Source organism: Sphingopyxis sp. GW821-FHT10B01, assembly GCF_059415685.1.
Window position 1 is genome coordinate 577,953 of record NZ_JBWKNS010000002.1, and the last position, 18,762, is coordinate 596,714.

Consider the following 18,762-nt stretch of genomic DNA (forward strand, 5'->3'; position numbering starts at 1 on the left):
ACGCACATAGGCGCCGGGTCGCGGGGGGCGCGGTCCGCCACTGAGGAAAGATCACCATGGCCTCTCGCGCCGACCAGCTTGCTTCCAACCTGAATTTTTCGAAATTCGGTCAGGCAACCGAACTCAAAAACCGTATCTGGTTCACGATCGGTGCGCTGATCGTTTTCCGCTTCCTGTCGTTCGTGCCGTTGCCGGGTGTCGACCCCGTTGCGCTGGCGTCGCTCTACAGCCAGGCGGCTTCGGGCGGCGTCCTCGACATCTTCAACACCTTCTCGGGCGGCAGTCTCGAGCGGATGAGCATCATCGCGCTCGGCGTCATGCCCTATATTACGGCGTCGATCGTCGTGCAGCTGGCGTCGGCGCTGTCGCCCAGCCTCGCCGCACTCAAGAAAGAGGGCGAAAGCGGGCGCAAGAAGCTCAACCAGTACACACGTTATGGCACGGTCGCACTGACCGCAATTCAAGGCTATTTCATCGCGGTCGGGCTTGAATCGCTTGGCGCGACGCAGGGCATCGCCGCAGTCGTAGACCCCGGCATGATGTTCCGTATCGGTGCGGTGATCAGCATCGTCGGCGGTACGCTGTTTCTGATGTGGCTCGGCGAACAGATTACCAGCCGCGGTATCGGCAACGGCGTTTCGCTGATCATCATGGCGGGCATTCTCGCCCAGTTGCCGCGCAGCTTTGCCCAGATGTTCACGCAGGTGCGCGAAGGGTCGATGGGTGGCGGTACGATCCTCGCGGTCGTTGGCGGTGCGATTGTCATCATTGCCTTCATCAGCTTCATGGAACGCGCCCAGCGCCGCGTGCTTGTCCAATATCCGAAGCGCGCGACCCAGCGCGGCGGGATGCAGGCCGATCGCAGCCATTTGCCGCTCAAGGTCAATACCGCGGGCGTGATCCCGCCGATCTTTGCCTCGTCGTTGCTGCTGATGCCGCTGACCGTCACGCAGATGATGGGCCAGAACGTCCAGGGCGACACCGCAACCGGTGATTTCCTGATCACGCTCAACCAGTATCTCGCGCATGGCCAGCCGCTTTACATGGCGCTTTACGCCGCAGGGATTGTCTTCTTCTGCTTCTTCTACGTCGCCGTCGTCTTCAATCCTGAGGAAACGGCCGACAATCTGAAGCGCCAGAACGGTTTCATCCCCGGTATCCGCCCGGGCAAGAACACCGCCGCCTATCTCGACCATGTGCTGACGCGCATCACCGTGATCGGTGCAGCCTATCTGGCGGCGATCTGTCTGATCCCCGAATATTTCATCGCCGGGTCGGGCCTTCCGTTCCAGCTCGGCGGCACCAGCCTGCTGATCATCGTCAACGTGACGATCGATACGATCAGCCAGATCCAGAGCCACATGCTCGCGCATCAATATGGCGACCTCATCAAGAAGGCCAAATTGAAGGGGGGCGTTGCGCGGCGCTAAAGCGCCCGCTACGTCCATCCGCGCCAGAAGAATAGGGCAACGGGCAGGAAACAGGGGCCTCCATGACGCTGAATATTATTTTGCTGGGTCCGCCGGGGGCGGGCAAGGGAACGCAGGCGGCGCGCCTGGAAGACGAGCATGGCATGATCCAGCTCTCGACCGGCGACATGCTTCGCGCCGCGGTCAAGGCGGGCACGCCGATCGGGGTGCAGGCGAAAGCCGTGATGGACGCCGGCGAGCTGGTTTCGGACGAAATCGTCTCGGGCCTGATCGGCGAGCGGCTCGACGAACTCGGCAGCGATGTTTCGGTAATCTTCGACGGTTATCCGCGCACCGCCGCGCAAGCCGAGGCACTCGACACGATCCTCAGCGACCGCGGCCGCAAGCTCGACCATGTGATCGAGCTGCAGGTCGAGGAAGACGCGCTTGTCGATCGCATTACCGGCCGCTTCAGCTGTGCCAAATGCGGCGCGGGCTATCACGACCGCTACAAGCTGCCCAAAGTGGACGATGTTTGCGATGTTTGCGGCAGCGACGAGTTCAAGCGCCGTCCTGACGACAATGAGGAAACGGTTCGGACGCGCATGGCCGAATATCGCGCCAAGACCGCGCCGATCCTGCCAATCTACGAAGCGCGCGGGATTGTGACGCATGTCGACGGCATGGCGCCGATCGACCAGGTCAACGACGCGATCGAAACCATCCTCGCGACTGCCCGCTAGTCAGTTTCCCCGGCGCCGGTTATTGAGGCGTCGAGGGGGACAGGCGGATGGTGATTTCCAGACTATTGGCAGGCGCTACCATGATCGGAGCGCTTGCTTTCGTGCCCGCGGCGAACGCCAAAGTGGTGGACCAGAGCGAAGCTGGCTTCAGCGTAGCGCATACGGCGCAGGTCTCTGCGACCCCCGCCGACGTGTGGAAAATGCTCCGCATGCCGCAAAGCTGGTGGTCGAAGGATCATAGCTGGTCGGGCGATGCGGCAAACTTCTGGCTCGATTCCCAAGCGGGCGGCTGTTTCTGCGAGAAATTGCCTGATACCGGTTCGGGCGTCGGCAGCGTCCAGCACGCGCGCATCCTCTTTTCGAAACCCAATCAGATGCTCCGCCTGTCGGGTGCCTTCGGCCCGCTTCAGGGCGAGGCGCTGACCGGCACGCTGACGATCCAGATCAAGGAAACACCGACGGGCAGCGCGCTGCGTTTCGACTATGTCGTTGGCGGTTATATGCGCTTCAAGGTCGGCGAGATCGCGCCCGCGGTCGACAAGGTGATCGGTGAGCAACTGCTCAGCCTTGCCAATGCGCTCGGCGGCGCGCTGCCACCGACGCGTGACGAGAAGGGGGCCGACAAGCCGAAGGCCGAAACGCCGCCCGCAAAGGACGAGCCCGGGCTCGACGCCGCGGTTGCCGATCTGGTCGAGGAAGAAGCGAAGCCTGCGCCCGACGGAGGTCGCTAGGCGCCGGGCTTTCCGCGCAGCTTCGCGAGCGCCGCGAACGGCCCGGCCGCCTCTTCGCTGAGCACGCCTTTCTCGGCGAGGATGCGTGTCGCGTCGGGGTGACGCGGGAACGGATCGAGCGCCAGCGAGAGCGACTGCACCGCCGCGTCCCCCAGATCCATCCTGTCGCCATCGAGCGGTAGCAGGTCGCAATCGTCGCTGTTCAGCTCGATCTCGATCTCGTCATCCTCGCTCACGGGGGCGTCGAGATCGCGCAGGAAGCGCAGGTCGAACGGTTCGGCAATCGTCGTGGGGACGGGGAGGGCGGTCGCGGCGCAGGCCTGGACCAGATCGGCCTGAACCTCTCCCCGTGCGCCAATGCCGCCGGCGATTGCCCGAACTTCTGCAGTGATGGTAAAGCGGTCGAGCGCGATCAAGTCGAGCCGAGCGGCGATCCGTTCGCGCGTTTCGGCATCCGCTTCGAGCGAAATAGTGCGACCATGCGCCGCATCGTCCAGCGTCACGATCAGCGAAAATTCGGGGGCGTTCACGCTTGCGCTCCGTCAAGGCGACCGGCGACAACCAGATCGGGCACCGGCATCGCCGCGAGCGAGGTGCGGAGCGCTGCCACTTCGGCCATCACATGCGCCAGCCCCGCTTCGGCGGGCTCGTTGCCGCGCCACAGGTTGCGCACCAGCGCGGCGCGCAATTCGTCCGATCCGTCGGCGGCGCGATAGACACCCAGCCGGCCGCCGAGCGCGCTCATCATCCGGCCGACCTGTTTGCCCACGACCATGTCGCCGAAACCGATCTGGCGCATCTGTCCGTCCATGTCGTTCACGAACAATTCGGTGAGCTGGACGCCCGCGAGCCCGTGCGCCGGATCCTCGTCGATCCGGTGCAGGACCAGCGCCATCACCAGGCTGATCATGTCGAACCGCCCGTCGAGGGTGTCGGGCACGGTGCCCTGTGCGTACCAGTGCGGCGCCCGCGCGGTGGCGACGACGGCATCCCACAGCGGGCGACGCACCTCGCGCGGGTCGGGTTGCGAGCGAAAAAATTTGCTGAGCGAGATCATGCCCTCCGCTTAGGCGCATTCGCGCCGCCCGAAAAGGGGTGGGGTCAGAACCCGGTCAGCTTGTGGCAAGCTTTGCCGCGGCACAAGCGGCTTGTGTGCGCTGTCTGCTTGCGGTTAAGAGGCGCGATAGCCAGCGCCGACCGCCGGGACAAGCGGCGGACAGGCGCAACGGAGATATTTGATGCCGAATTCGATCCTTTCGCTTCCTGCCGCGCGCGCGCGCCTCGTCGTGCTCGGCCTCGCCGTCGCGCTTGCCACCAGTGGCTGTGCGCAGCTGAAGGGGCGGCAGGGCTATGTCGTCGACCCACTGCTGACCGAAGCGATCACCCCGGGCGTCGACAACCGGGAATCGGTGGAAAAGACGCTCGGCCGTCCGACGTTCGTCGGCCAGTTCAGCAACAATGAATATTATTATGTATCGCGCGAAACGCGCCAGCTCGCCTTTGCCAAGCCGCGTCCGGTCGATCAGCAAGTGCTCCGCGTCCGTTTCGACCCCGCGGGGAATGTTGCTGCGGTTGACCGCACCGGCCTCGAACTGGTGAGCCGGATCAGTCCGTCGGGCGACAAGACGCCCACGCTGGGCCGGCATCGCAGTTTCTTCGAAGATATTTTCGGCAACATCGGGGCGGTCGGGGCCCCGGGTGCCGGTGCGCCCGGCGGGCCGTAGGCACGACTTCAGATCGACGGGATAATGAAGCGGCGGCGCCTTTGGCGCCGCCGCTTTTTCTTATTGGGCGATCCCGCCCGCCGCGAGCACCGCGAGGGTGACGAGGTCCGACGCGGTCGAGGCCATCGTTGCGACCTGCACCGGCTTTTCCATGCCGATCAGCATCGGACCGATCACTGCGCCGCCGCCAAGTTCGCGCAGCAGTTTCGCCGACAGGTTCGCCGATTGCAGGCCCGGCATGACCAGCACGTTCGCGGGTCCCGACAGGCGGCAGAAGGGATAGTTTTTCATCACCTTCTCGTTCAGCGCGACATCGGGCGCCATTTCGCCTTCATATTCAAAGCCGGGATTGCGTGTATCGAGGATCGACACCGCCTCGCGGATATTGTCGAGCCAGCTTCCCGGCGGATTGCCGAAAGTCGAGTAGGACAGGAAAGCGACGCGGGGTTCGTGGCCCATGCGCCGGGCGACCTGCGCAGTGCGCTCGGCGATATCGGCCAGCATCTCGGCCGTCGGCCGCTCGTTGACCGTGGTGTCGGCCATGAAGATCGTGTGATGCTGGTCGACAAGGACGTGGATGCCGAACGGCGTCTTGCCCTCGGCATGATCGATCACCCGCCGCACTTCGCGCATCGATTGCGAATAAGTGCGGGTGGTGCCGGTGATCATCGCATCGGCAAGACCGAGCTTGAGCAGCAGCGAGCCGAAGATGTTGCGGTCGCGATTGACCATGCGCTCGATATCGCGGCGCAGATAGCCGCGACGCTGGAGCCGCTCGTACAGCATCTCGACCATCTGGGGCACATGCGGCGAATTGACGCTGTTGTGGACTTCGAAGCTTTCGGCGTCGGCAACGCCCATCGCGCGCAGCTTGTCGTGCAGTCCCTCGCGCCCGACGAGCACAGGAATGCCGTACCCGCCGTCGCGGAACTGGATCGCGGCACGCAGCACCACTTCCTCTTCGCCTTCGGCAAAGACGACGCGCTTCGGATTCGCGCGCGCGGCTTCGTAAGCGAGGGTCAGCACCGAGGTTGTCGGGTTGAGCCGGGCGCGCAGCGACGTGCGATAATCGTCTAGATTGTCGATCGGTCGCTGCGCGACGCCCGTCTTCATCGCCGCTTCGGCAACCGCCGCGGGCACGATTTCCATCAGGCGGGGGTCGAAGGGCGAGGGGATGATATATTCGGGCCCGAAGCTCGACGCGCGGCCGCCGTAAGCGGCGGCGACTTCCTCGGGCACCTGCTGGCGCGCAAGATCGGCGATGGCATAGGCGGCCGCAATCTTCATTTCTTCGTTGATCGCGGTCGCATGAACATCGAGCGCGCCGCGGAAGATGAAGGGGAAACACAGCACATTGTTGACCTGGTTCGGATAGTCCGAGCGGCCCGTGGCGATGATCGCGTCGGGCCGCGCCGCGCGCGCATCGGGCGGCGAGATTTCGGGGTCGGGGTTCGCCATCGCAAAGATGATCGGCGCGGGCGCCATGTCCTTCACCATCTCGGGCTTCAGCGCGCCCGCGGCGGAGAGGCCGAGGAACACGTCGGCGCCGACAAGCGCTTCGGTCAGGTCGCGCGCTTCGGTCGGCACCGCATGCGCCGATTTCCACTGGTCCATGCCGTCGGTGCGGCCCTGATAGATCGTGCCCTTGCGGTCGCACATGATGACATTTTCGTGCCGCACGCCCATCGATTTGATCAATGAGGTACAGGCAATCGCGGCCGCGCCGGCGCCATTGACGACGACCTTCACCGTCGCAAGGTCGCGGCCGGTCAGGTAACAGGCGTTGATCAGGCCTGCGGCGGTGATGATCGCGGTGCCGTGCTGGTCGTCGTGGAACACCGGGATGTTCATGCGTTCCTTCAGCGCCGCTTCGATAATGAAGCAGTTGGGTGCGGCGATATCCTCGAGGTTGATGCCGCCAAAGGTTGGCGCGAGCAGCTCGACCGCCTCGATGAAACGCTGGGGATCTTCGGTGTCGACCTCGAGGTCGATCGAATCGACGTCGGCGAAGCGCTTGAACAGCACCGCCTTGCCTTCCATCACCGGCTTCGAGGCGAGCGCGCCGAGGTTGCCGAGCCCGAGGATCGCGGTGCCGTTCGAAATGACCGCGACCAGATTGCCCTTGATCGTATAGTCATAGGCCTTCGCCGGATCCTCGGCGATCGCAAGCACCGGAACCGCAACGCCGGGCGAATAGGCTAGGCTCAGGTCGCGCTGCGTCGCCATCGGTTTCGACGCGACGATCTCGATTTTCCCGGGCCGGCCGTATTCGTGGTAAAGCAGGGCCTCGCGGTCCGAAAATTGCACCTTGCTGCCGCTGTCCATCATTTATCCTCTCAACTGATCTACAAGATGCGCGCCCGAGCCCATTCCCTAACGTCGCGCGCGCCGATTGTAACCCCGCCAATGTTGCAAAGCCGTGGCCCGCGCGAAGGGAGCGTCACTCTATAAAATGGGGCGCGATCTCTCTCTCGTCACCCTGAACTTGTTTCAGGGTCCATGGCCGGACCTTTCAAACCGCGCCGGGCCGGGAGGAGCGCGCAGGCCATGGATGCTGAAACAAGTTCAGCATGACGAAGAATGAGAGGCCGGTTTCGACCGATAGTTGCCGATAGAGATGTGTGCCCCGGCGAAAGCCGGGGTCCAGAAGCCTGACGCGGACCTCGCGTGTTTCCGCATGGGCCCCGGCTTTCGCCGGGGTGCACAAGTGGCAGCTTCCCACCCCATTCCGGCCATCCGTCGCCGATCTAGACCCAATGACCGGAATCGACCGAAAGAAGCCGTTCCCCGGCGCCCAGAGCGCCATCGCGCAACGCCAGCTTTCCAACGCTCTGGGCCGCAGCCTGCGCCGGGGAACAATATGGCGGCTCACGACCGATTGCTGCCGATAGAGATGTGTGCCCCGGCGAAAGCCGGGGTCCAGAAGCCTGACGCGGACCTCGCGTGTTTCCGCATGGGCCCCGGCTTTCGCCGGGGTGCACAAGTGGCAGTTCACCACCCCAAAGCCGCCATCGCATAACCCCACCTTGCCATGCCGCCGCCAATCACTAAGCAGAGGCGGATGCCCGCAACCGCACCCAAACCCGCGAACAGCAACACGTCCGCCCCGTCCGCGACGCCGATGATGGCGCAATATTGGTCCTTGAAGGCCAATGCGGGCGACTGCCTGCTCTTTTATCGCATGGGCGATTTTTTCGAGCTGTTCTTCGACGATGCCAAAGCCGCAGCGGCGACGCTCGACATCGCGCTGACCTCGCGCGGCGAATATGACGGGCAGCCGGTGGCGATGTGCGGCGTGCCCGTGCATGCCGCCGAATCCTATCTCGCCCGCCTGATCCGTGCCGGCCACCGCGTCGCGATCGCCGAACAGGTCGAAAGCCCCGCCGAGGCAAAGGCGCGCGGCGGATCGAAGGCGCTTGTCGCACGCGCGATCGTGCGCTTCGTGACGGCGGGGACGCTGACCGAAGAGAGCTTGCTCGAAGGACGCAGCGCCAACCGCCTCGCCGCGCTCGCGCAGATCGGCAGCGATGGCGAGGTGGCGATTGCCGCCGCCGATATTTCGACCGGGCGTTTCGAAGTGGTCGCGGTGCCGGCGCTGGCGGTCGATGCCGAGCTCGCGCGGCTCGCGCCGTCGGAGCTGCTGCTCAGCGAGACGGCGGGCGAACTACCGATCTCGTCGGCGCGTCAGATCGTGCGCCGTCCGCCGGGGGATTTTTCGAGTACCGCCGCGCAGAAGCGGCTCGAAACCTTCTTCGGTGTCCAGACGCTCGACGGCTTTGGGCAATTCGGCCGCGGCGAGATTGCGGCGATGGGCGCGCTCGTCGCCTATCTCGACCATGTCGGCACTGGCGGGCCCACTTTCCTCCAGTCGCCGGTGCGCCACCTCGCCTCGGGCCGCATGGCCATCGATGCCGCGACGCGCGAAAGCCTCGAACTTGTCCGCACGATGACAGGGGCGGGGGCCGGTGCGCGCGAGGGCAGCCTGCTTGGCACCATCGACCGTACTGTTACGGCGTCGGGCGCGCGGCTGCTCGCCGATGATCTAGCCAGTCCGCTGACCGACAAGGACGCGATTCTCGACCGGCTCGACCTGGTCGACGGGCTTGCGCGCGATGCGTTGTGGCGCGGCGAGCTGCGCGCGGCGCTGCGGGCGCTGCCCGATGCCGGACGCGCGCTCGGCCGCCTCGTTGCCGGACGCGGGGGGCCGCGCGACCTGGCGCAGCTGCGCGATGCGCTCGGCGGCGCGCGGTTGCTGCGCGAACGGCTCGCGCGCCGCGCCGACCTGCCGCCGTTGCTCGCGCGCCTGCTTCCGGGGCTCGACGGTCACGGCACGCTCGTTGACGAACTCGGCCGCGCGCTGATCGAGACGCCGCCGGTCGACGCGGCGCAGGGCGGCTATGTCGCCGAAGGTTACGACCATGCACTCGACGCCTTGCGCGAAACCGCACGCGACGGGCGCAAGGCGATTGCGTTGCTCGAGGCGGGCTATCGCGACCGCACCGGCATTGCCTCGCTCAAGATCCGCCACAATGGCGTGCTCGGCTATCATGTCGAAGTGCCCGCAAAGCACGCCGATGCGTTGATGGCGCCCGAATCGGGCTTCACCCATCGCCAGACGCTCGCGGGGGTCGTCCGCTTCAACTCGTCGGACCTCCACGAGGCGGCAAACCGGGTGACGCAGGCGGGAGTGCACGCCGTCGCTGCCGAGGCCGCGCATCTCGAAGCGCTCACCGATGCCGCCGTGGCGCGGCGCGAGGCGATCGCTGCGAGTTGCGACGTGCTCGCGCGAATCGACGTTGCCGCGGCGTTGGCCGACCATGCGATGAGCCACAATTGGTGCCGTCCCGACCTCGCCGATACGCCGTGCCTCGACGTCACCGGCGGTCGCCATCCGGTTGTCGAAGCTGCGCTCGCGAAATCGGGCGAACGGTTCGTGCCCAACGACGTCTCGCTCTCGACAAGCGACCGGCTCTGGCTCGTCACCGGCCCGAACATGGGCGGTAAATCGACCTTCCTGCGCCAGAACGCGCTGATCGTCGTGCTCGCGCAGGCGGGCGGTTTCGTTCCCGCGGCGTCGGCGAAACTCGGGCTCGTCGACCGATTGTTCAGCCGGGTCGGGGCGAGCGACAATCTCGCGCGCGGGCGTTCGACCTTCATGGTCGAGATGGTCGAAACCGCCGCGATTCTGGCACAGGCAACCCCGCAAAGCTTCGTCATCCTCGACGAGGTCGGGCGCGGCACCTCGACCTATGACGGGCTCGCGCTCGCCTGGTCGGTGGTCGAGGCGGTGCATGAGATCAACAAGTGCCGCTGCCTTTTCGCCACCCATTATCACGAACTGACGCGACTCGCCGAAACGCTGAACGCGCTCTCGCTCCACCATGTCCGCGCGCGCGAATGGCAGGGCGATCTGGTGCTGCTCCACGAACTCGCCGAGGGGCCGGCCGATCGCAGCTATGGCCTTGCGGTCGCGCGGCTCGCGGGCGTTCCCGCCGGCGTCGTCAAGCGCGCCGAGGCGGTGCTCGCCAAGCTCGAGGCGGGGCGCGAGAAGACCGGCGGGCTTGCCGCGGGGCTCGACGATCTGCCGCTGTTCGCCGCGACGCTTGCCGAAGCGCCCGCGGCGGTGAAAGATGCGCTTCGCGAAGCGCTTGGTCAGATCGATCCCGACGCGCTCGCGCCGCGCGAGGCTTTGGAAGCGCTCTACCGCCTCAAGCAGCTTCTCGCGGCGGAATAGAATGAGGATTTGGCGATGAGCGACATTTTCGACGCCTTGCCCGACCGCCGCGCGATCATCGACCGCCGCCTCCTCTCCGATCGCCTCGAAGCGATCGCCGCCGATACGTCGGACACCGGCGCGCGCCGCCGCGCGATGGTCGCGCTGCTCAAGGGGGCGCTCGACGATGGCCGGGCCGAGATCGACCGCCGGCTGCTCGATCATCCTTCGGCGGGCCGTATTGCGGCGAGCGCGATGGCATTCCTGATCGATCAGATCGTCCGGCTGAGCCATGATTTCACCACCAGCCATCTCTACCCGTCGGCAAACCGTTCATCGGGCGAGCGGATCACGCTGATCGCGGTCGGGGGCTATGGACGCGGCGAAATGGCGCCGCACAGCGATATCGATATCGGCTTCCTCACCCCGTTCAAACAGACGAGCTGGACCGAGCAGGTGATCGAGGCGCAGCTTTATACGCTGTGGGACCTCGGGCTGAAGGTCGGCCATTCGTCGCGCTCGCTCGACGAGATGGTGCGCGCGGCGAAAGAGGATCTGACGATCCGCACCGCGCTGCTCGAGGGGCGGTTCATCTGGGGCGACCGCGATCTCTACGATCAGGCGTCGGCGCGTTTCGATGCCGAAGTGGTCGCGGGCAATGCGCGCGCCTTCGTCGCGGACAAGCTCGCCGAACGCGACGAGCGCCACAAGCGCATGGGTGATTCGCGCTATGTTGTCGAACCCAATGTGAAGGAAGGGAAGGGGGGCTTACGCGATCTCCACACGCTCTTCTGGATCGGCAAGTTCATCCACCGGGTGCGCACCGTGCCCGAACTGGTCGCTGCGGGGTTGATGTCGGCGCACGAGCTGCGCCAGTTCGAGCGCGCGGAGAATTTCCTGCTCGCGGTGCGCTGCCATCTCCATATTCTCGCCGGCCGCGCCGAAGACCGGCTGACCTTCGATTTCCAGCGCGAGATCGCGCATCGAATGCATTTTGCCGAGCGGCCGGGGAAAAGCGCGGTCGAGCGTTTCATGCAGCTCTATTTCATCCACGCCAAGGCGGTGGGGGACGTCACCGGCACCTTCCTCGCGCATCTCGACGACCAGATGGCGGCGCGTGGGCGGCGCTTCCTGCCGACGATCCGGCGGCGACCGGGCAAGCTCAACGGTTTCGTGCTCGACCGCGGCCGGCTCGCGCTGCCGTCCGACGCCTTCTTCCAGCAGGATCCGGTGCGGCTGGTCGAGATTTTTGCGCTCGCCGACAAACATGGCCTCGAAATTCATCCGCAGGCGATGCGGCAGGCGCGGCACGACGCGAAGCTGATCGAGACCCAGGGCGTGCGCCGCATCGCGCGCGCGAACGCGCTGTTCCTCGACGTGTTGACCAGTCCGCGCGACCCCGAAACGGTGTTGCGCTGGATGAACGAAGCCGGCGTGTTCGGCCGCTTCGTTCCCGATTTCGGCCGCGTCGTCGCGCAGATGCAATTCGACATGTATCATCATTATACCGTCGACGAGCATACGATCCGCGCGATCGGCCTGCTGGCGGACATCGAGCAGAACCGGCTGCAGGGCGATCATCCGCTGTCGACCGCAATCATGGACCAGATCCATTCGCGGCGCGTGATCTATGTCGCCGTGCTGCTCCACGATATCGCCAAGGGGCGCGGCGGCGACCATAGCGTGCTCGGCGCCGAACTCGCGTTGCGCGTCTGTCCGCGGCTGGGGCTGAACGAAGCCGAGACCGAGACGGTGTCGTGGCTCGTGCGCTATCATCTGCTGATGTCGGCGACCGCGTTCAAGCGCGACCTCGCCGATTTCAAGACGATCCTCGATTTCGCGCAGGTCGTGCAAAGCCCCGAGCGCTTGCGCCTGCTCCTCGTGCTGACGGTGGTCGACATTCGCGCCGTCGGACCCGGGGTGTGGAACGGCTGGAAACGCCAGTTGCTCACCGAGCTCTACGATGCCGCCGAGGAAGTGCTGCGCCTCGGCCACAAACAACGCGGCCGCGAGGCACGCATCGAAAGCAAGAAAGAGGCGGTGATCGCGGCGCTCGGCCTCGACGAAACCGATTTCGCCAAATTCGCGAAACGCCTTCCCGAAAGCTACTGGATCGCCGAACCGGTCGAGGTCATCGCGGCGAACCTGACGCATATGCAGCGGGCGGGCGACGCCGCGCTGCATATCGCCGCGGTTCCCGACGAGGATCGTGGCGCGACCCTGGTGATGGTGCTCGCCGCCGACCATCCGGGGCTCTTCTATCGCATCGCTGGCGGCATCCATCTGGCTGGCGGAAATATCATCGATGCGCGCATCCACACGACGCGCGACGGGCTCGCGCTCGACAATTTCCTCGTCCAGGACCCGCTCGGCCGGCCTTTTGCCGAGGCCGGTCAGATCGACCGGCTGACCCGCGCGATCGAGGATGCGCTCGCCAATCGGCACAAGCTGCTGCCGAAACTCGAAGCGCGCGCGCTACCCCGCACCCGCGCCGAAGCCTTTCGCGTCGCGCCCAATGTGTTTGTCGACAACAAGGCGTCGAACCGCTTCACGGTGATCGAGATCAATGCGCAGGACCGCCCGGCGCTGCTCAACCAGCTTGCCTATGCGCTGTTCCAGTCGAAGGTCACGGTGCACTCGGCGCATGTCGCGACCTATGGCGAGCGCGCGGTCGACACATTTTACGTGACCGACCTGATCGGCGACAAGATCGACAGCCCGTCGCGCGTGAAATCGCTGGAGAAGCGCTTGCTGGAGGCGGCGACGAGCCAGAGCGAAGACGCCGTGGCGGCTTAGAAACCAAACCTCCTTTGTTCGTCATCCCGGGCTTGACCCGGGACCCGCCTTCCGCTCGCTCAATATTGAAAAGAAAAGGCAGGTCTTGGGTCAGGGCGAGGAAACAGCAATTGCCGGTCCATTCGTGCCGCCGCGACATTGCCGAGAGCAACGTCAATTTCAATCGAAGTACCGGAAGAAACTCGGCGTTATATGTGGCCTTTGGTGTCATGACTGCATAGCAGGCATCGATAGATTACTGATCGCTATTTCTTAACCCTCACGGCTTATTTTCTTCGAAGCGATTCGAAGCGGGGGGTGGGCTATGAGACGTTGGGAAGCAATCTGCGGTGCAATGGCGCTACTGGCAGCCGGGAGCGCGCACGCTCAGGCAGCCTATCAGGCATCGGCAGCCGATGGCCCGCCATTTGCGCTGGCGAAGCGCTATTATCTTCCTATGGGGACGCCGCTCAGGCTGCAAACGACGACCGCGCTTTCGACGAAAGACAGCAAGCCTGGCGACCGCGTGCGCCTCGAGGTTGTTGAAAACGTGAGTTTTCGTGGCAAGGTTGTGGTCCCGGTTGGCACCTCGGTTTTCGGAGAAGTGTCGCGGGCGCAGCGGAACGGCCATGTGGGCAAGAAGGGCAAGCTCGAAATCCGGTTGGTCAGCGTCGACATGCCTGATGGCCCCGTGCGGCTGAGCGGCACCGTCTATGATGAAGGTAAAAGCCACACCGCCCTGTCGGTCGGGACGATGCTCTTTGTTTCGGCGCTTGGAGGATTTTTGATCCACGGCACCAGCGCAAACATTCCGGCGGAAACACCCGTGACGGCGTATATTATGGAGCCGCTGCGTTTCGCTTGGCGCCCTGAAAAGGACGCGCTGATGGCCCTGTTGCCGCCATCGGAGAAAAGGGTCGCAGGCCAGAATGTTGCTGCTTCAGAATAGCCGGATTAATCTATCCGCCCGCCTGCAGCTGGCGATGACTGCGATGGGTCAATAACAACCGAGCACCTGAAGCTATGATTTGCTTCTTGGGCCCGAGCCTCGCTCCGCTTTCCGTAAGGTGGGCGGGTCGGCCGTCCGCTATTTTGACCTCGACGTCCAAAAGCGGTTGACTGCAATCGGTCGAAAGCCGCCGCCGCCGTTCAGTCGCCCGCCGACGCCGTCATCGCGGCAGCGGCCGCCAACAACCCGCCGTTGAAGCGCTGCGACAGCGCCGCGTCGGGAATCGCGTTGAATGCATGGATCGCGCCGGCATAGCTGTGCAGGTCGACCGGAACGCCCGCCGCGACGAGCCGCCGCGCATAGTCGAGATTTTCGTCGAAGAAGAGGTCGAGGCTGCCGGTCGCGATATAGGCGGGGGGCAGGCCCGAAAGGTCCGCGGCAAGGCTGGGCGAGAACCAGCCGCGGCGTTCGTCGTCGGTCTTGTAATCGCCCTGAAGCGCGCGCCAGCCGAAACGATTGCTCGCGCGCGTCCAGATGAATTCGCCGGTTGTCGGATTGCTGTACGGGCAGGCGTCGCCGCCGGTCCGGTGATCGAGCATCGGATAGGTGAGCAGCTGTCCCGCGATCGCCGGTCCGCCGAGATCGCGTGCCATGATCGCGAGCGCGGCGGCAAGCCCGCCGCCCGCGCTTTCGCCCGCAACGACGATCCGGCTCGCGTCAAAACCAAGCGCCTCGGCTTGGCCCGCGAGCCAGGCCAGCGCCGAATGGCAATCTTCCTGCGGCGCGGGGAAGGGATGCTCGGGCGCGAGGCGATATTCGACCGATGCGACCGGCACGCCTGCCGCCGCAGCCATGGCGGCCGGCCCCGCCTGCATCTGCTTCACCGACCCCATCACCATGCCGCCGCCATGGATGTGAAGGATAGCGCCGCTGCCCGGCCGGTTCGCCGCCGGGCGGTAAAGGAAAACCGGAATCTCTGGACCGCCGTGGATCGACGGCACCATAATCTCTTCGGGCGCAATCACCGGTGGCGGCAAGATCGAATAGCTCTGTGCCGCCCTGGCGCGGATGTCGGCAATCGGCGCCGAATCGAGTTCGACCCGCGGAAACAGGTCGATGATCGGCGCGATCTCGCGGTCGACGAGGTGGCGGGTGTCCATGGTCAAACTCTCCCTTTTGTCTCGTCGGCGCGAGTCGAGGTCACCCCCGCAAAATCGCCCCGGCCTTCGCCGCCGCGGCGACCACCTTGTCGGCGATTGCTTTCAGCTCGGCGTCGGTGAAGCTCTTCTCCAGCGGCTGCAGTTCGACCTCGACCGCCAGGCTCACCTGACCTTCGGGCACGCCCTGGCCGATGAAGCGGTCGAACAGGCGCGCATCGACGATGCTCGCCTTGTCGGCGCCGCGGATCGCGCGGACCAGTTCGGCGGCGCTCAAAGCCGTGGGGGCCAAAAAGGCGAAATCGCGGCGCACCGATTGCAGCGCGGGCGGGGTGAAGGCCGCTCGCGCAGGACCGCTCGCGCGTTTCGCGGGGATCGCGTCGAGGAAGATCTGCACCGCCATCACCGGCCCGTCGACGTCGAAAGCGCGGGTGAGCAGCGGGTGGAGCGCGCCGAATTCGGCGAGCACCGCCTTGGGCCCGAGCCGCAGCGTCGCCGACTGGCCGGGGTGCCAGATGCTACCGGTCGTGACGGCTTCCATCACCTGCAGCCTGTCGGCGGGGGCGCCCGCGGCTTCGAGCAGCGCCAGCGCCGCGGCCTTGGCGTCGAAGGCGTCGAACGGGGCGGCTTTGCCCGCCTGCCAACCGCGTGTGCGCTTGTCGCCTGCCATCAGGATGGCAAGCGTCGGATGCTCGGCGTCTGACAGGTAACGGCGGCCGATTTCGAACAGGCGGATGCTGTCGGCGCCGCGGTTCTGGTTGCGCTGCGCCGCGGCGAGCAGGCCGGGGAGCAACGACGGGCGCATGACCTTGAGGTCTTCGCTGATCGGGTTGGCGAGCGACCATGTGCCGCCGCCAAACGGCGCGGCATCGCTTTCGCTGATGAACGACCAGGTGACCGCTTCGTCGAAGCCTGCGGCGGCCGCAGCGCGGCGCATGCGGCGTTCGAGCAGCTGTTCGGCGGTGGCGGTCGGTTTCGCGACGCCGTCGGTACGCGGCAGCGCGACCGACGCGATCGCGTCGAAGCCGGTGATGCGCGTGACTTCTTCGACCAGGTCGGGCGCGCCATCGACGTCGCGGCGCCAGCTTGGCACCGCGACCTGCCAGCGGCCGCCCCCCCCGACTTCGGCGTCGATCACCGAGAAACCGAGCGCGGCGAGAATCTCTTTCTGCCGTTCGGGGGCGATCGCGATGCCGCCGAGCGTTGCCGACAGCGCCGGGTCGTAATCGACCGTCTTCACCTCGGCGGGCGGGGTGCCCGCGCGCGTCACCGCCGACGGCGTGCCGCCGCAGATCGCGAGCACATGCGCCGTGACGATCGCGGTCGCATCGTCGAGGAATGCCGGGTCGACGCCGCGCTCGAACCGGCTGCGCGCGTCGCTGGTCAGCGCGAGCGCCTGTCCGGTCAGCGCGATGCGCTCGGGGGTGAAGTAAGCGATTTCGAGCAGCACGTCGGTCGTCGTCTCGCTGCACCCGCTATGCTCGCCGCCCATGATGCCCGCGATATCGTGAACGCCGCTGTCGTCGGCGATCACCGTCATTGTGTCGGTGAGCGTGTAGTCCTTGCCGTTGAGCGCGGTCGCCGTTTCGCCCGCCTTGGCGCGCCGCGCGACGAGCGCGCCGGTCAGCTTGGCGCGGTCATAGATATGGCTCGGGCGGCCGAGGTCGAACATCACATAATTGCTGATGTCGACGAGCGCCGAGATCGAGCGCTGGCCGACCGCTTCGAGGCGGCGGCGCATCCACTCGGGGGCGGTGCCGTTGGTGACGCCGCGGATCGTGCGGCCGTAAAAGGCGGGGCAGCCTTCGATATCGTCGGTCCGGATTTCGGTCGCGGGCGCGCCTTCGCCGACGATCGTCGGGACGTCGAGCGGTTTCAGCGTGCCGAGCCCGGCGGCGGCGAGGTCGCGCGCGATCCCGCGCACGCCCATGCAATCCTGCCGGTTCGGGGTGATCGAAATGTCGATTACCGGATCGCCCGCGCCGCTATAGTCGGCGAAGGGCGTGCCGATCGGCGCGTCGGCGGGCAGCTCGATGATCCCGTCATGATCGTCGCCCAGCTCGAGCTCGCGCGTCGAGCACATCATGCCGTTCGATTCGATCCCGCGGACCGCGGCGACCTTCAGCTCCATGCCGTTCGCGGGGACGACCGCGCCGGGCAGGCCGAGCACGCCGATCAGGCCGGCGCGCGCATTGGGCGCGCCGCAGACGACGGTGAGCGGTGTCGCTCCGTCGCCGGTGTCGACGGTGAGCACCTGCAGCTTGTCGGCCTGCGGATGGCGTTCGGCGGTCAGCACCTTGGCGACGCGAAAGCCCGCGAGCTTTTCGGCGGGCTTCTCGACGCCTTCGACCTCATGGCCGATGCGGTTGAGGGTCGCGACGACGTCGTCGACGGTCGCCTGCGTGTCGAGATGCTCTTTCAGCCAGTCGAGGGTGATCTTCATGCCGAAATCCCCCCGCTCAGCGTCGGGACCGACAGCGCGTTGAACCCGTAATGCGACAACCACCTCTGGTCGCCGTCGAAGAAGGCGCGCAGATCGTCCATGCCATATTTGAGCATCGCGAGCCGGTCGACGCCGACGCCGAAAGCAAAGCCTTGCCACTCGTCGGGATCGAGTCCGCAATTGGCGATGACGCGGCGGTTGACCATGCCGCTGCCGAGCAGCTCCATCCACGCATGGCCGTCGTCGTCGCCATTGCCGCCGACGATGCGGCGGCCCTTTTCCTGTTTATAGCCGACATCGACTTCGGCCGAGGGCTCGGTGAAGGGGAAATAGGACGGGCGGAGGCGCAACACGATATCGTCGCGCTCGAAATAGGCCTTGAGAAAGGTTTCGAGCGTCCATTTGAGATGACCCATATGGATGCCGCGATCGATGACGAGACCTTCGACCTGATGGAACATCGGCGTGTGCGTCGCATCGCTGTCGCTGCGATACACCCGGCCGGGCGCTATGATCCTGATAGGAGGCGATTTTTCCATCATCGTCCGGATCTGCACCGGCGATGTATGTGTCCGCAACAACATCCGCTGCGCGGCACCTTCGCCAACTTCCGGGAAATAGAAAGTGTCGTGCATCGCGCGCGCAGGGTGCGTTTCGGGGATGTTGAGCGCGGTGAAATTGCGCCAGTCGTCCTCGATCTCGGGACCCGTCGCGACGGCGAAGCCCATGTCGGCGAAGATTTCGGCAAGCTCGTCCATGACCTGACTGACCGGGTGGATGCTGCCGCGCGGCGTGGCGTCGGCGGGCAACGACATGTCGATCGCTTCGGCGGCGAGTTTCACGTCGAGCGCCGCACCGTCGAGCGCCGCTTTGCGCGTGCCCAGCGCGGCGGTCACCGTTTCGCGCAGGCTGTGGATTTCCGGCCCCTTCGCCTGCCGTTCGTCGGGGGTCATGCCGCCCAGCGTCTTGAGCAGCGCGGTGATGGTGCCCGCCTTGCCGAGCGCGGCGACGCGCAGCGCCTCGAGCGCGCCGGCGTCGGCGGCCGCTTCGATGTCGCCCAAAAGCTGGGTCTGGATGGCCTCGATATCGCTCATCGTCATTCGTCCTGTTCCGGCGGC

General features: G+C 65.7%; 13 protein-coding genes. 7 read left to right on the top strand and 6 right to left on the bottom strand.

Annotated elements, in window-relative coordinates; all coding sequences use genetic code 11:
- The first annotated feature begins 56 nt into the window (after positions 1-56).
- The 3 genes from secY (at position 57) to AC07NV_RS07255 (ending at position 2,883) form a co-directional block, all read left to right on the top strand.
- Positions 57-1,430 carry a preprotein translocase subunit SecY gene (gene secY, locus AC07NV_RS07245; protein ID WP_495165650.1) on the top strand — a complete coding sequence of 458 codons (1,374 nt, stop codon included), beginning with the start codon at positions 57-59 and terminating at the stop codon, positions 1,428-1,430.
- 68 nt (positions 1,431-1,498) lie between these two features.
- The gene (locus AC07NV_RS07250) at positions 1,499-2,152 is read left to right on the top strand and encodes an adenylate kinase (protein ID WP_495166002.1); all 654 of its coding nucleotides are present in this window, start codon (positions 1,499-1,501) and stop codon (positions 2,150-2,152) included.
- Between the two features lie 80 nt (positions 2,153-2,232).
- Positions 2,233-2,883, top strand: a complete 651-nt coding sequence (locus tag AC07NV_RS07255) for a hypothetical protein (RefSeq protein WP_495165651.1) — start codon at positions 2,233-2,235, stop codon at positions 2,881-2,883.
- Here AC07NV_RS07255 and AC07NV_RS07260 read toward each other — a convergent pair.
- The gene (locus AC07NV_RS07260) at positions 2,880-3,413 is read right to left on the bottom strand and encodes a YceD family protein (protein WP_495165652.1); all 534 of its coding nucleotides are present in this window, start codon (positions 3,411-3,413) and stop codon (positions 2,880-2,882) included. The two genes, AC07NV_RS07255 and AC07NV_RS07260, sit on opposite strands and share 4 nt — an antisense overlap.
- Positions 3,410-3,940 (bottom strand): ubiquinol-cytochrome C chaperone family protein, encoded by a 531-nt coding sequence (locus tag AC07NV_RS07265; RefSeq protein ID WP_495165653.1) that lies wholly within the window; start codon positions 3,938-3,940, stop codon positions 3,410-3,412. Before AC07NV_RS07265 ends, AC07NV_RS07260 begins: the two co-directional genes overlap by 4 nt.
- A 181-nt stretch (positions 3,941-4,121) precedes the next feature.
- Between AC07NV_RS07265 and AC07NV_RS07270 the strand changes: the two genes are divergently transcribed.
- Complete coding sequence (locus AC07NV_RS07270; RefSeq protein ID WP_495165654.1) at positions 4,122-4,607, top strand: outer membrane protein assembly factor BamE; 486 nt, start codon at positions 4,122-4,124, stop codon at positions 4,605-4,607.
- A gap of 60 nt (positions 4,608-4,667) precedes the next feature.
- On the opposite strand, the gene AC07NV_RS07275 is transcribed toward AC07NV_RS07270, so the two are convergent.
- Positions 4,668-6,932, bottom strand: coding sequence for an NADP-dependent malic enzyme (locus AC07NV_RS07275; RefSeq protein ID WP_495166003.1), 2,265 nt, complete (start codon positions 6,930-6,932; stop codon positions 4,668-4,670).
- Positions 6,933-7,668: 736 nt separating this feature from the next.
- On the opposite strand from AC07NV_RS07275, the gene mutS reads away from it, so the two are divergent.
- The 3 genes from mutS (at position 7,669) to AC07NV_RS07290 (ending at position 14,044) form a co-directional block, all read left to right on the top strand.
- Positions 7,669-10,341, top strand: a complete 2,673-nt coding sequence (mutS, locus tag AC07NV_RS07280) for a DNA mismatch repair protein MutS (RefSeq protein ID WP_495165655.1) — start codon at positions 7,669-7,671, stop codon at positions 10,339-10,341.
- A gap of 15 nt (positions 10,342-10,356) precedes the next feature.
- The gene (locus AC07NV_RS07285) at positions 10,357-13,116 is read left to right on the top strand and encodes a [protein-PII] uridylyltransferase (RefSeq protein WP_495165656.1); all 2,760 of its coding nucleotides are present in this window, start codon (positions 10,357-10,359) and stop codon (positions 13,114-13,116) included.
- Positions 13,117-13,420: 304 nt separating this feature from the next.
- Positions 13,421-14,044 carry a hypothetical protein gene (locus AC07NV_RS07290; protein ID WP_495165657.1) on the top strand — a complete coding sequence of 208 codons (624 nt, stop codon included), beginning with the start codon at positions 13,421-13,423 and terminating at the stop codon, positions 14,042-14,044.
- A gap of 200 nt (positions 14,045-14,244) precedes the next feature.
- Here the strand turns inward: AC07NV_RS07290 and AC07NV_RS07295 are convergent, their stop codons facing one another.
- From AC07NV_RS07295 to pheS, 3 genes are read right to left on the bottom strand one after another with little or no spacing between them, the layout of a single operon-like run.
- Positions 14,245-15,204, bottom strand: coding sequence for an alpha/beta hydrolase (locus AC07NV_RS07295; protein WP_495165658.1), 960 nt, complete (start codon positions 15,202-15,204; stop codon positions 14,245-14,247).
- A 40-nt stretch (positions 15,205-15,244) separates the two neighbouring features.
- Positions 15,245-17,644, bottom strand: coding sequence for a phenylalanine--tRNA ligase subunit beta (gene pheT / locus AC07NV_RS07300; protein WP_495165659.1), 2,400 nt, complete (start codon positions 17,642-17,644; stop codon positions 15,245-15,247).
- A complete protein-coding gene (gene pheS, locus AC07NV_RS07305) occupies positions 17,641-18,738 on the bottom strand; it encodes a phenylalanine--tRNA ligase subunit alpha (RefSeq protein WP_495165660.1) in 1,098 nt (365 codons plus the stop codon). Before pheS ends, pheT begins: the two co-directional genes overlap by 4 nt.
- Positions 18,739-18,762: the final 24 nt, after the last annotated feature.

What these genes read in the sequence shown, in the direction of transcription:
- AC07NV_RS07290 (WP_495165657.1), top strand. Translation starts at nt 13,421, where the DNA reads ATGAGACGTTGGGAAGCAATCTGCGGTGCAATGGCGCTACTGGCAGCC.
- AC07NV_RS07265 (WP_495165653.1), bottom strand. Translation starts at nt 3,940, where the DNA reads ATGATCTCGCTCAGCAAATTTTTTCGCTCGCAACCCGACCCGCGCGAG.
- AC07NV_RS07270 (WP_495165654.1), top strand. Translation starts at nt 4,122, where the DNA reads ATGCCGAATTCGATCCTTTCGCTTCCTGCCGCGCGCGCGCGCCTCGTC.
- pheT (WP_495165659.1), bottom strand. Translation starts at nt 17,644, where the DNA reads ATGAAGATCACCCTCGACTGGCTGAAAGAGCATCTCGACACGCAGGCG.
- AC07NV_RS07275 (WP_495166003.1), bottom strand. Translation starts at nt 6,932, where the DNA reads ATGGACAGCGGCAGCAAGGTGCAATTTTCGGACCGCGAGGCCCTGCTT.
- pheS (WP_495165660.1), bottom strand. Translation starts at nt 18,738, where the DNA reads ATGAGCGATATCGAGGCCATCCAGACCCAGCTTTTGGGCGACATCGAA.
- secY (WP_495165650.1), top strand. Translation starts at nt 57, where the DNA reads ATGGCCTCTCGCGCCGACCAGCTTGCTTCCAACCTGAATTTTTCGAAA.
- mutS (WP_495165655.1), top strand. Translation starts at nt 7,669, where the DNA reads ATGCCCGCAACCGCACCCAAACCCGCGAACAGCAACACGTCCGCCCCG.
- AC07NV_RS07255 (WP_495165651.1), top strand. Translation starts at nt 2,233, where the DNA reads ATGATCGGAGCGCTTGCTTTCGTGCCCGCGGCGAACGCCAAAGTGGTG.
- AC07NV_RS07285 (WP_495165656.1), top strand. Translation starts at nt 10,357, where the DNA reads ATGAGCGACATTTTCGACGCCTTGCCCGACCGCCGCGCGATCATCGAC.
- AC07NV_RS07295 (WP_495165658.1), bottom strand. Translation starts at nt 15,204, where the DNA reads ATGGACACCCGCCACCTCGTCGACCGCGAGATCGCGCCGATCATCGAC.